This is a genomic window from Lentzea albida (genome assembly GCF_900111005.1).
In the GTDB taxonomy this organism is placed as follows: Bacteria; Actinomycetota; Actinomycetes; order Mycobacteriales; family Pseudonocardiaceae; genus Lentzea; species Lentzea albida.
The window spans coordinates 214,384-226,600 of record NZ_FOFV01000015.1; the positions used below are offsets into that span (position 1 = coordinate 214,384).

Genomic DNA, 12,217 nt, shown 5'->3' on the forward strand with positions numbered 1-12,217 from the left:
TCGTCGTCACCCCAGCTCGATCGAAGCCCGCACGCCGTCCCGCGCGTGGCTCATCCACTCTTCGAAGAAAGCGCCGCCCGGACCCCACGAGGGCCGGTCGCCGTGCAGCGTGATCGGCGTGCGCTCGACCGGCTCGTGCACTGCCTCGCGCACGATCCGGGCGATCGCCTCGCCGAGCGGCTTGGCCTTGCGTTCCGTCGTCAACAACCCCAACTCGTACTCGCGTTCGGGGAAGTCCACCAACGCACGGTCGACGTCGTGCGAGCACCACCACGTGACGCCCCACAGGTTCGAGCACGTCAACACGTTCGCAAGCGTTTGCTCGGCGAACCGCGGCGCCTGCTCCGCGCTGATCTCGGGCTGGGCGGCGCCGACCTCCTGCAGCCACACGGGCCGGTCCGGGTCCTTCGCGTGCGCCTTCGCCAGCTCGACGAGGTACTCGGCGTGGTGGACGCTCTCCACGGACATCGGCCCGTAGCGCTGAGCGGTGCCGTTGAAGACCCACGAGTGCACGGTGGTCATCGCGCCCTTGTTGGCCGCGTGCTCCGGCAGGAACGCGTGGTCGCTCTCGTACCAGACGGCGTCGTACTCGGAGTGGACGTGCGGGAGGCCCGGAGCGGCCTTCTCGCACTCGTCGAGCAGCGCGTCGATCCACTCGCCGGCCTGCTCGGGCACGCACGGGTTCGACTCGGTGAGCAGGTTCACCTCGTTGCCCAGGGTGAAGCCGAGGAAGTTCGGCTTGTCCTTCAGGGCCTCGGCGAGCGTGCGGACGTAGAGGCGCTGCCCGTCGATCACGTCGGGGTCGGTGAAGATGTTGCGGCGGTGCCAGGTCTGCACCCACGACGGGTAGAAGTCGAAGCTCGACAGGTGCCCCTGCAGGACGTCGACCTGGACGTCGAGTCCTGTTCCGCGAGCCGCGTCGAGCACCAGGGCGAGCTGTTCGACGGCCTGCGGGCGGACCAGACCGCGGTTGGGCTGGAACACCGGCCACAGCGGGAAGACCCGCACGTGGTCGAGGCCGAGACCCGCGATGGACTCGAAGTCGCGCTGGACGTCGTCGAGGGAGAAGTCGAGCCAGTGGTGGAACCAGCCGTGGGACGGGGTGTAGTTCACGCCGAAACGCAATGGATCATCCCTTGATCGCGCCTTCTCCCACTCCGCGGAAGAAGTGCTTCTGCAGCAACAGGAACAGCAGGATCAGCGGCACGACGGCGATGATCGTGCCCGCCGCGACCAGCCGCTGGTTCTGCACGAACGTGCCCTGGAGGTACGCGAGACCGATGGTGAGCGTGTACTTCTCCTGGTCGCTCAGCACGATGAGCGGCCACAGGAAGTCGTCCCAGCTGAACATGAACGAGAACAGCGCCACCACGACCAGCGTGCCCTTCACCGACGGCAGCGCGAGGCGGGTGAAGCGCTGCCACGCGTTGGCGCCATCGATGATCGCGGCTTCCTCGACTTCGGCGGGGAGTGCGAGGAAGGCGTTGCGCATCAACAGGACGTTGAGCGCGGCGATCGCGCCGGGCAGCACGACCGCGGTGAGCGTGTTGGTGAGGCCGAACCCGCGCATCACCAGGAACAGCGAGATCATGATCGCCTCGAACGGCACCAGGATGCTGCTCGCGAAGATCACCGCGGCGAACCGGCGGCCGCGGAACTTCAGACGTGCCAGCGCGTAACCGGCCATGGCCGCGCCCAGGCAGTTCGTGACGACGTTGACGCTCGCCACGCCGAGCGAGTTGAGCGCGAACGACCAGACCGGTACGACGTCGGCCACGGCGGCGTAGTTGCCGAACGTCGGGTCGTCCGGGACGAAGTCGGGGACGAAGACGTCCTCGTTCGGCCCCTTGATGCTCGTGACGAACTGCCACAGGAACGGGCCGATGCTGATCGCGAGGATGGCGAGCAGGCCGAGGTAGCGCAGTGCCAGGGAGCCGTGGGCGCGCTTCACAGCTGGTCCTCCCTGCGGTTGAGCTTGAGGGTGATCAGCAGCAGGCCGAGCAGGATGACGAAGAGCACCACGCTGAGCGCCGACGCGTACCCGACCTCACCGGTGAGGCCGCGGCCGACGGACTGGATGAGCATCACCAGCGTGGTGCTCGCCCCGCCCGGCCCGCCGGTGCCGCCCGACAGCAGGTAGATCTCGGAGAACACGCGGAACCCGTTGACCGCGCTCAGCGCCGCGACCAGCACCATCGTGGGCCGCAGGCTCGGCACGGTGACCGACCAGAACCTCCTGACCGGTCCCGCGCCGTCGACCATCGCGGCCTCGTGCAGGTCCTTCGGCACGTTCGCGAGCGCGGCCAGGTAGATGACCATGTAGTAGCCCAGGCCGCGCCAGACCGTCACCACCATCGAACTGATCAGCAGCAGCGTGGAGTCGGTCAGGAACCCGATCCTGGTGCCGCCCAACGCCTCCACCACGCTGTTCACCAGGCCGCGGCTGTCGAGCAGCCACGTCCAGATGAGCCCGACCACGACCGTGGACGCGATCACCGGCGTGAAGAACGCCGTCCGGAAGATCCCGATGCCCGGCACGACCTTCTGCGCGAGCATCGCGATCAGCAGCGGCAACAGCACCAGCGGCGGGACGACGCCGACCATGTACAGCAGGCTGTTGCGCGCGGCGGCCCAGAACTTGGGGTCCCCGGCCATTCGCACGAAGTTGTCCACGCCGGTGAACTGACCACCGCCCAGCGCGCTCGCGTCGGTGAACGCGAGCACGATCATGTTGAAGAACGGGAAGATGACGAACAGCAGGCAGATGGCCAGTCCTGGGGCCAGGAACAGCCACGGCGTGTACGGGCGGTGGGTCACGGTGCCTACTTCAGGAGCCGGTTGCACTCGGCGACGGCGTCGTCCAGCGCCTGCTTCGGCGACTTCTTGCCGAGCATGGCGTCGGCGAGTTGCTGCAGCAGCGCCTCGCGCATCTGGTCGCTGAACTGCACGGGCGTGTAGTTCACCGCGGTCTTGAGCTGCTTGGCCGCGGCGACCCGGACCCGTGCCTCGTCCGTCCCGTCCTCGGTGGTGAAGTACGGGTCGTCGCCGCCCTTGCTGGTGCTGGGGAAGATCGAGGCGAGCTTGGCGAACGCCACCTGGTTCTCCGCGCTGGTGAGGAAGCGGCCGAACGCCAGCGCCGTGGCCTGGTTCTTGCTGCTCTTCGGCACGCTCACGCCGTGCAGGAACATGTTGGCGCTGCCCGTGTTCGTGATGGGCGTGGTGATGCCGATGTTCGCGTAGAGGCTGGGCGCGTCGGTCTTGAACTTGCCGAGGTCGTACGCGCTGCCCGCGTTCATCGCCGTCTGCTGCGCCATGAACTTCGCGCCGGCGCCCGTGTAGTTCTGCGTGAGCGCCTCGGGGATGAGCGCACCCGCGTCGTACATGCGCTTGTAGGTCTCGACGAACTCCACGCCCTTGGGCTCGTTGAACGTGAACTTGTCGTTGTCGAACAGCTTGACGCCGTACAGGCCGAAGTCGGCGATGCTGGGGGTCTGGCCGAGGATCGCGACCTTCTTCTCGGCGAGCTTGAGCGCCGTGGCCTCGAGTTCCTTGAAGTTCGTAGGTGGCTTGTCCGGATCAAGACCCGCCTGCTGGAACAGGGCCTTGTTGTAGAAGATCGGGCCGGTGTTGAGGTACCAGGGGAAGCCGTAGCAGCCGCCCCTGCCGGGGATCTCGAACGCCTGCCAGGCGTTCTCGAGGTACTCGGGCCTGGCGTCCTTCAGGCTCTCGTCGAGGTCGACGAGCTGCCCCGCCTTGGCAAGCGGGAAGCTGAGGTCCGGCGGCACGTTGATGACGTCGGGCAGGCTGCCCGCGCTCGCGTCCGCCATGACCTTGGCCAGGTACCCGTCCGCGGGCTGGTCGACCCACTTCACGGTGGTGCCCTGGTGCTGCTTCTGGAAAGCGTCGACGACACCGTTGACGTAGTCGGTGTACTTGGGCTTGAGGGACCAGGTCTGGAACGTGATCTCGCCCGTGACCTGGCCTGATGCGCTCGATGACGTGTTGGACGTGCCGGACAGTCCACAGCCCGCCACGGGCACCGCCGCCAGGCCCGCGAGGAACGTGCGCCTCTTCATTGACACCCACCTCCTTGGTCGCGGACCCTAGCTAAACCGGTTTATCTCCGGCTAGCCTCCGAACGTCTTGTTGTCTGGTTCTGGACAGGGTGCGCGTGTGAAGAGGCCAACGATCAAGGACATCGCGGCGGCCGCGGGGGTCTCCAAAGGCGCCGTGTCGTTGGCCCTGAACGGCCGTTCCGGCGTGTCGGAGTCGACCCGTGCGCGGGTGCTGGAGGTCGCGTCCTCGCTCGGGTACCGGCCCTCGGTCACCGCCCGTGCCCTGTCGTCCGCCTCCGCTGACGCGGTCGGGCTGGTGCTGGTGCGGCCGCCGCGTGCGCTGGGGGACGAGGCGTTCTTCTTCCAGCTGATCGCCGGGATGCAGTCCGAGATGTCCTGCGCGCTGTTGTTGCAGGTGGTCTCGTCCCGGGAGGAGGAGATCGCGCTCTACCAGCGGTGGTGGGCCGAGCACCGGGTCGACGGGGTGTTCCTGGTCGACCTGCTGGTGTCGGACCCCCGGGTCGAGTTGATGACCGCGCTCGGGCTGCCGGCCGTGGTGGTCGGTGGGGCCGGCCACCACGGTTCACTGGCCTCGGTGTGGGCTGACGACTACGCGGCCATGACGTCCGTGGTGGAGCACCTGAAATCGTTGGGGCACAGGCGGATCGCGCGGGTGGCGGGGTTGTCGTCGTTGCTGCACACCGTTCGGCGGGACGCGGCCTTCGCCTCGTCCGTTGTGGACGGTGTCGTGGTGGCCGGCGACTACACGGCCGAGTCGGGAGCTGCCGCTACTCGGGCGTTGTTGTCCTCGGATGCTCGGCCTACGGCGATCGTGTACGACAACGACGTGATGGCGGTCGCGGGAGCCGAGGTGGCCGCGGACCTGGGGGTCGCCGTGCCGCAGGAGCTGTCGATCGTCGCGTGGGACGACTCGGTGCTGTGCCAGCACGGACGGCTCACCGCGTTGTCGCGGGACACGTTCGCCTTCGGGGCCAGGGCCGCTCGAGCGCTGGTCGCGGTGATCGAGGGCGCATCGCCCACCGACGTCGAGGACGTGCTGCCGGAACTGGTCGTGCGGGCCAGTTCCGGGGTCGCGCCGGGAGTCTGAGGAGTCGCACGCGGCACCCCGCGTGCGACTCCGTGCGTCAGGTCAGCGACGCGACCTGGTCGCTCACCACCTGGGCCGCCGCCGACACCAGGGCCGTCACCGCCGGGTTCGTCGAGTTGTCCTGGCGCCACCCGAACTGCGTGTACACGCGGAAGGTCGGGGACCAGGGCAAGCGGACCAGCCTGCCGTCGGCCAGTTCGGCGGACACCGTCACCTCCGGCATGAGCGCGATGCCGAGGCCCGAGGCGACCGCTCGCTTGGCGGCGTCGACGGAGTCCAGTTCCAGGACCGGGGCCCTCGTGTCGTCGTAGCCGAGGGAGTGCTCGAAGAGCTCGTGGTACGAGGCACCGTTCTCCGCGCGGATGAGGGTGCTGCTCGTGAGGTCGTCCTCGGTCAGGGACTGGCGTTGGGTGAGCATGTGGTTCGGGCCCGCCACCATGACGAGGGGCTCCGGGCACAGCACCGTCGTTTCCAGGCCGTCGCGCGGTTCGATGGCGCCGATGAAGAACGCGCAGTCGAGTTGGCCGTCGCGCACCGAGTTCAGGTTGTTCAGCGCGTTGCGCGAGTGGAGTGAGAGTTGGACCGACGGGTAGCGCCAGCACATGTATTCGATGAGCGGTAGCAGACGGTAGTCGGTCAGGCTCTGAGCGGAACCGATGACGAGTTTGCCGTGCGGCTCGCCGTTCATCGTGATGGCTTTTCGAGCCTTTTCGGTGAGGTTGATGATGTTTCGTGCGAACGGGAGTAACTCCACGCCCGCGGACGTCATCTGGATACCTCTGGGGAGACGTCGGAAAAGGACGACCCCGAGGGCCTCCTCCAGCGCCTTGATGCGTGTGGTGATGGTCGGCTGCGAGCAGTTGAGCGTGGCTGCGGCCTTGGTGAAGCTCCCTGTCTGAACCACGGTCGTGAACGCGAGAAGCTGGCGTGTCTCCATCAGGCGGATCCTCGGGGTAAAACGGTGCGACGTCTTTTTCTCGTTCGTTCCCGTGGTCCTGTTACGGATGGTGCGGGAGCAGTAACGCTACCTGTCCGCGGAGGCGGGATGATTGGTGCTTATGGAGTCATCTCCACGGGTCGCGGAAAGGCTGTTTCCGCCGAACGAGTGAAATTGTGGGCAATGTTTTGACGCGCCGTAGTGGCGTGACTTCCTTCTGTGAAGCCTTTCGCGAGGCGAACAATGAACGGGGCGGCGGGAAGCGGTTCGGGAGCTGTCCGGAGATCGCTTGGACGTGTGCCGCGGCGCGGCGGTTCCGGGTCGCGTGCGACGGCCGGGCCGGCGGGTCCGGGGCCGCTCGGAACGGGGTGGCGGCGGTCACGGTGCGGGTCTCGCCTAGACTCGCTGGGAATCCGGGCGCCCGCAGTGGTGGTACCGGCTGTCTTGCACGTTCTTGTTCGTATCGAGGAGTCCACGTTGAAGAGCACCGTCGAGCACCTGAGCCCGACGAGGGTCCGGATCAACGTCGAGGTGCCGTTCGACGAGCTCAAGTCGAACTTCGACCAGGCGTACCGGAAGCTCGCGAAGCAGGTCCGCATCCCCGGCTTCCGCCCGGGCAAGGCCCCCGCCAAGGTCCTGGAGAACCGCATCGGCCGCGCCCCGGTGCTGGACGAGGTCATCCAGGAGGCCATCCCGGCCAAGTACCTGGAGGCGGTCAACGCGGGTGAGGTGCGCACGCTCGGCCGTCCGGACTTCGAGGTCACCAAGATCGAGGACGGCCAGACGCTCGAGTTCACCGCCGAGGTCGACGTCCGCCCCGAGATCACCGTGCCCGCCTTCGGCGAGCTCGCCGTGACCGTCGACGAGCAGGAGGTCACCGACGAGGACGTGACCACCCAGCTCGACGAGCTCCGCGCGCGCTTCGGCACGCTGACCGGCGTCTCCCGCCCGGTGCAGACCGGCGACTTCGTGATCGTCGACCTGTCCGCCACCGTCGACGGCGAAGAGGTCGAGGAGGCGCGCACCAGCGGCCTGTCCTACGAGGTCGGCTCCGGCCAGCTCGTCGAGGGCATCGACGAGGCGCTCGTCGGCGCCTCCGAGGGTGAGACCAAGACCTTCACCACGACGCTCGTCGCCGGTGAGCACGAGGGCCGCGAGGCCGAGGTCACCGTCGTGCTGAGCACCGTCAAGGAGCGCCAGCTCCCCGAGCTCGACGACGAGTTCGCGCAGCTCGCCAGCGAGTTCGACACGCTGGAGGAGCTCAAGGCCGACCTGCAGACCCGTCTGGGCCGCGTCAAGAAGATGCAGCAGGGCGTGCAGGCGCGCGACAAGGTCCTCGAGGCTCTGCTGGAGACCACCGAGGTCCCGCTGCCCGAGGGCATCGTCCAGGGCGAGATCGACGCGCGCAAGCACGACGCCGTGCACGCCTTCGACCACGACGACGCGAAGTTCGCCGCGTGGCTGACCGAGCAGGGTCAGACCGAGGAGGAGTTCGACGCCGAGCTGCGCACGGCGGCCGAGCAGGCCGTCAAGACCCAGCTGGTGCTCGACTCGATCGCCGACGCCGAGCAGGTCACGGTGTCCGACGGCGAGCTGACCGAGCGGATCATCTACCAGGCCCAGCGCTTCGGCATCTCGCCGGACGAGTACGTCAAGCGCGCGCAGCAGTCCGGCCAGCTCGGCGCGATCTTCGCCGACGTCCGCCGCGGCAAGGCGCTCGCGAGCGTCGTGCGCCAGGCCGAGGTGTCCGACACCTCGGGCGCCAAGCTGGACCTCGACGAGCTCTTCGGCGAGACCAAGTCCGATGAGGACGGCCAGGAGGCGTGAGTGGATCGTCTGAGACGGGTGAAGCCCATCTCAGACGGGCAGTTCACGCGCCCTACCGCGAGCGGGCGAGCTCCATGAAATACAGCTGATAGCGAACGCGGGCGGTGTCGGGCATCTGACGCCGCCCGCCTTCGTTAAGGTCGATCGCAGAGAGTTTTCGCTTCCAGATTCGTTCCACCTGGAGTTAGGCAGGCAGACGTGACGCAGCACTCCTTCCCGACCCCCGAGATGCGGTCGGCCACCGCCGGGATGAACCTCAACGACTCGGTGTACGAGCGGCTGCTCCGCGAGCGGATCATCGTCCTGGGATCGCAGGTCGAAGAGGGCATCGCCAACCAGATCACCGCTCAGTTGCTGCTCCTCGCCGCTGAGGACCCCGAGAAGGACATCACGCTCTACATCAACTCGCCGGGTGGCTCCGTCACGGCGGGCATGGCCATCTACGACACGATGCAGCTGATCCAGCCGGACGTGGCCACGTACGCGATGGGCCTCGCGGCCTCGATGGGGCAGTTCCTGCTCTCGGCGGGCGCGCCCGGCAAGCGCCACGCGCTCCCGCACGCGCGCATCCTCATGCACCAGCCGTCGGCCGGTGTCGGCGGTACGGCCGCGGACATCGCGATCCAGGCGGACATGCTGACGCGCACCAAGCGCGAGATGGCCGAGCTCATCGCGGAGCACACCGGGCAGTCGGTGGAGACCATCACCCGTGACTCCGACCGCGACCGCTGGTTCACGGCGCAGGAAGCGCTGGAATACGGCTTCGTCGACAAGGTCGTCACCCGCGCGCAGCCGGTCGGCTCGAGCAACTAGCAGCTGAGGAGATCTCGAAGTGAGCCAGTTCCACGCCCCTCAGTCGCGGTACGTGCTGCCGTCGTTCGTCGAGCGCACCAGCTACGGCATGAAGGAGTCGAACCCGTACAACAAGCTGTTCGAGGAGCGCATCATCTTCCTCGGCGTGCAGGTTGACGACGCTTCGGCCAACGACGTCATGGCGCAGCTGCTGGTCCTCGAGTCCGAGGACCCGGACCGCGACATCCTGATGTACATCAACTCGCCGGGTGGCTCGTTCACCTCGCTGATGGCCATCTACGACACCATGCAGTTCGTGCGTCCGGACATCCAGACGTACTGCCTCGGCCAGGCCGCCTCGGCCGCCGCGGTGCTGCTGGCCGCCGGCACGCCCGGCAAGCGCCACGCGCTGCCGAACGCGCGAATCCTGATCCACCAGCCCTCCATGGAGGGCGCGTACGGTCAGGTGTCCGACCTGGAGATCCAGTCGAACGAGATCCAGCGCGTGCGCCGCCTGATGGAGACCACCCTCGCGCGGCACACCAACCGGACGGCGGAGGAGGTTCGCGAGAGCATCGAGCGCGACCGCATCCTCACGGCCGACGAGGCCAAGGAGTACGGCATCGTCGACTCGGTGCTGCCCTACCGGAAGCTTTCCGCCAAGTCCTGAGGTGCCGGCGGACGGGCGAGGCGTGCTCGTGAGGAGCGCTCGCCCACCCGCCGTCCGGGGAGGTCCCCCGACCCTGGGTACGTCCCAGGGGCTGGGAAACCACTCCACGGACATCGCTCGCCCACCCGACACGCCGATGTGACCGGTCATCTGGCCTGATCGGCGCGTCGGGGGCACGCGGGTCCTCCCCTGAAACGGGGTCGGCCAGGTACCGTCAGGAGAACGGGCTTCGCACCCACAGCCAGTGGGACTGCCACAGCAAGTCAGCAGGCGCACTACAGCAGGTGTGCGCCGGAGGGGACATAGGTCAGCGGTCATGGCGCGTATCGGTGACGGCGGCGACTTGCTGAAGTGCTCTTTCTGCGGAAAGAGCCAAAAGCAGGTGAAGAAACTCATCGCCGGCCCCGGCGTCTACATCTGCGATGAGTGCATCGATCTCTGCAACGAGATCATCGAGGAGGAGCTGGCCGAAGCCGGCGACGTGAAGCTCGACGAGCTGCCGAAGCCCGCCGAGATCCACGAGTTCCTCGACCAGTACGTCATCGGCCAGAGTGATGCCAAGCGCACCCTCTCCGTCGCCGTCTACAACCACTACAAGCGCATCCAGGCGGGCGACCGCGGGCGCGAGGGTCGTGACGACGGCGTCGAGCTGGCCAAGTCGAACATCCTGATGCTCGGCCCGACGGGGTGCGGCAAGACCTATCTCGCGCAGACGCTCGCGAAGATGCTGAACGTGCCGTTCGCCATCGCCGACGCGACGGCGCTGACGGAGGCCGGGTACGTCGGCGAGGACGTCGAGAACATCCTCCTGAAGCTCATCCAGGCCGCCGACTACGACGTCAAGCGCGCCGAGACGGGCATCATCTACATCGACGAGGTCGACAAGATCGCTCGGAAGAGTGAAAACCCGTCGATCACGCGCGACGTGTCCGGTGAGGGCGTGCAGCAGGCGCTGCTCAAGATCCTGGAAGGCACCACCGCCTCGGTGCCCCCGCAGGGCGGCCGCAAGCACCCGCACCAGGAGTTCATCCAGATCGACACGACGAACGTGCTGTTCATCGTGGCCGGTGCCTTCGCAGGCCTGGAGAAGATCATCCAGGACCGGGTCGGCAAGAGGGGCCTGGGCTTCGGCGCCGAGGTCCGCTCGAAGGCCGAGACGGACGCGGCGGACTACTTCGCCGACTCGATGCCGGAAGACCTGATCAAGTTCGGCCTGATCCCCGAGTTCATCGGGCGTCTGCCGATGGTCGCCTCCGTCACGAACCTCGACAAGCCGTCGCTGGTCTCGATCCTCACCGAGCCGAAGAACGCCCTGGTCAAGCAGTACCAGAAGCTCTTCGAGATGGACGGCGTAGAACTCGAGTTCACCAAGACCGCGCTCGAAGCGGTCGCCGACCAGGCGATCCTGCGCGGCACCGGTGCCCGAGGCCTGCGCGCGATCATGGAGGAGGTCCTGCTCCCGGTGATGTACGACATCCCGAGCCGCACGGACGTCGCCAAGGTCGTCATCACCGAGCAGACGGTGAAGGAGAACGTGAACCCGACCATCGTGGCCCGGCAGCCCTCGCGCCGAGAGCGCCGCGAGAAGTCGGCCTAGGTTCGAGCCACACCGCGAAGGGCGCCCGGGAAACCGGGCGCCCTTCGCGGTGCCGGGGTTCGGCCGCGCGGGCCGGGCGTGATGGGCGAGCCGGAGATGGCACGGCGGACGGTGATGGCGCGGCAGGGCGGTACGGCGCCGGGCACCCGAGCCGGCGTTGGTGCGGCGGGAACGTGGCGGGTGCGCCTCGCCTTTCGGTGTCGATGAGGGCGCGGCGGGGGCCCAATCTGACCGCCTAGAGCCACGAGGCGCAACCACACCTTCCTTCCGCCCGCCGCCCAGCTGCTTCCCGACCGCGCGCCGGCCATCCGCGCTTCTGCCTACCGCCTGCCGCTTCCCGCCGCGCGCCTGCCTGCCGCCCGCCTGCTGGCCTGCCGCTGTCGCTTGTCCGGCTGCTGCCGAGCCTCCTGCCGCGCGGTTGGTTTCCCGCCCGGCTGGCCGCCCTCCTGCTGGTCGCCGCGCGCCCGCCTTCCGTCCTGCCCTGCCGCTCCTGCCCGCCCGCCGCCCGGCAGCCTCCCTCCCTCCGGCCCGCCTCCCCTCGCTCCCCCCAGCGGCGGGTTCGCGCCCCCAGCCCCAGCGCTCACATCCCAGCGTCGCCCACCGCCACGCCGCTAGGGTGGGAGCCATGTCGCTGCCCCACGTGCTCCTGCTCCACGGCTACACCGGCTCCGGCCCCGGCCACTGGCAGCGCTGGCTCGCCCAGACCGTCTCCGAGCACGGCGGCCTCGCCGACATGCCGCACTTCAGCAGTCCCGAGGCGCCCGACCGCGACACGTGGCTGCGTGAGCTCGACACGCACCTGGAGGCGATGCCGACCGACCGCGAACGCGTGGTCGTCGCCCACTCGCTCGGCTGCCACCTGTGGTTGCACCACGCGGCCCGCGAGGGCATCGCCCACGTCGACCGCGTGCTGCTCGTGGCGCCGCCCCGGCTGGACCACCCGGAGCCGGCCATCAAGTCGTTCCTGCCGTCGCCGCTCGACCCGGCGAACCTGCGCCGGGCCGCCACCGAGACGCGGCTGGTCGCGGGGGAGGGGGACCCGCACTGCTCGATGCAGGACGCTAAGCAGCTCGCGGAGGCCTTGCGGATCGAGGTCGACGTGGTGCCGGGGGCCGGGCACATCAACATCGACTCGGGCTACGGGGAGTGGCCCGCGGTGCTCAAGTGGGTGCGGTCGAGGACGGTGCCGCTCTCGCCGCGCTAGTGGTGTGACTCAGAGCGTTGGCGGATA

The 12,217-nt window shown here is 68.2% G+C and carries 11 protein-coding genes; 6 read left to right on the forward strand and 5 right to left on the reverse strand.

All coding sequences use genetic code 11. The annotated features are described in order from the left end of the window. Positions 1–6 precede the first annotated feature (6 nt). The 4 genes from BMY74_RS31980 to BMY74_RS31995 are packed head-to-tail and all read right to left on the reverse strand — an operon-like array spanning position 7 to position 4,076. Positions 7–1,113 (reverse strand): glycoside hydrolase 5 family protein, encoded by a 1,107-nt coding sequence (locus tag BMY74_RS31980; protein ID WP_089922214.1) that lies wholly within the window; start codon positions 1,111–1,113, stop codon positions 7–9. A gap of 16 nt (positions 1,114–1,129) precedes the next feature. Next, a complete protein-coding gene (locus BMY74_RS31985; protein ID WP_089922215.1) occupies positions 1,130–1,951 on the reverse strand; it encodes a carbohydrate ABC transporter permease in 822 nt (273 codons plus the stop codon). Then, positions 1,948–2,817: a carbohydrate ABC transporter permease gene (locus BMY74_RS31990; protein ID WP_218159810.1), complete on the reverse strand. Its 870-nt coding sequence runs from the start codon at positions 2,815–2,817 to the stop codon at positions 1,948–1,950. The genes BMY74_RS31985 and BMY74_RS31990 overlap by 4 nt, the downstream gene beginning before the upstream one ends. 5 nt (positions 2,818–2,822) lie before the next feature. Beyond that, positions 2,823–4,076, reverse strand: coding sequence for an ABC transporter substrate-binding protein (locus BMY74_RS31995; RefSeq protein ID WP_177230018.1), 1,254 nt, complete (start codon positions 4,074–4,076; stop codon positions 2,823–2,825). Positions 4,077–4,173: 97 nt separating this feature from the next. Here BMY74_RS31995 and BMY74_RS32000 point away from each other — a divergent pair, with 97 nt between their 5' ends. Further along, on the forward strand, positions 4,174–5,163 hold the full coding sequence (locus BMY74_RS32000) for a LacI family DNA-binding transcriptional regulator (RefSeq protein ID WP_089922217.1): 990 nt from the start codon (positions 4,174–4,176) through the stop codon (positions 5,161–5,163). Positions 5,164–5,200: 37 nt separating this feature from the next. On the opposite strand, the gene BMY74_RS32005 is transcribed toward BMY74_RS32000, so the two are convergent. Continuing rightward, entirely contained in the window at positions 5,201–6,100 is a 900-nt protein-coding gene (locus BMY74_RS32005; protein ID WP_089922218.1) for a LysR family transcriptional regulator, read from the reverse strand. Between the two features lie 477 nt (positions 6,101–6,577). On the opposite strand from BMY74_RS32005, the gene tig reads away from it, so the two are divergent. The 5 genes from tig (at position 6,578) to BMY74_RS32030 (ending at position 12,190) form a co-directional block, all read left to right on the forward strand. After that, positions 6,578–7,927, forward strand: a complete 1,350-nt coding sequence (gene tig / locus BMY74_RS32010) for a trigger factor (RefSeq protein WP_089922219.1) — start codon at positions 6,578–6,580, stop codon at positions 7,925–7,927. A gap of 228 nt (positions 7,928–8,155) precedes the next feature. Further along, positions 8,156–8,740, forward strand: coding sequence for an ATP-dependent Clp protease proteolytic subunit (locus tag BMY74_RS32015; protein ID WP_089922276.1), 585 nt, complete (start codon positions 8,156–8,158; stop codon positions 8,738–8,740). Positions 8,741–8,759: 19 nt separating this feature from the next. Next, positions 8,760–9,389 (forward strand): ATP-dependent Clp protease proteolytic subunit, encoded by a 630-nt coding sequence (locus BMY74_RS32020; RefSeq protein ID WP_089922220.1) that lies wholly within the window; start codon positions 8,760–8,762, stop codon positions 9,387–9,389. A 316-nt stretch (positions 9,390–9,705) separates the two neighbouring features. Further along, positions 9,706–10,986 carry an ATP-dependent Clp protease ATP-binding subunit ClpX gene (clpX, locus tag BMY74_RS32025; RefSeq protein ID WP_089922221.1) on the forward strand — a complete coding sequence of 427 codons (1,281 nt, stop codon included), beginning with the start codon at positions 9,706–9,708 and terminating at the stop codon, positions 10,984–10,986. A gap of 625 nt (positions 10,987–11,611) precedes the next feature. Further along, the gene (locus tag BMY74_RS32030) at positions 11,612–12,190 is read left to right on the forward strand and encodes an RBBP9/YdeN family alpha/beta hydrolase (RefSeq protein ID WP_089922222.1); all 579 of its coding nucleotides are present in this window, start codon (positions 11,612–11,614) and stop codon (positions 12,188–12,190) included. The last annotated feature ends 27 nt before the right edge of the window (positions 12,191–12,217 follow it).

Bases quoted from the DNA above. Each gene is read 5' to 3' on its own strand.
- BMY74_RS31995 (WP_177230018.1), bottom strand. From the start codon at position 4,076: ATGAAGAGGCGCACGTTCCTCGCGGGCCTGGCGGCGGTGCCCGTGGCG.
- clpX (WP_089922221.1), top strand. From the start codon at position 9,706: ATGGCGCGTATCGGTGACGGCGGCGACTTGCTGAAGTGCTCTTTCTGC.
- BMY74_RS32030 (WP_089922222.1), top strand. From the start codon at position 11,612: ATGTCGCTGCCCCACGTGCTCCTGCTCCACGGCTACACCGGCTCCGGC.
- BMY74_RS32015 (WP_089922276.1), top strand. From the start codon at position 8,156: ATGCGGTCGGCCACCGCCGGGATGAACCTCAACGACTCGGTGTACGAG.
- BMY74_RS32005 (WP_089922218.1), bottom strand. From the start codon at position 6,100: ATGGAGACACGCCAGCTTCTCGCGTTCACGACCGTGGTTCAGACAGGG.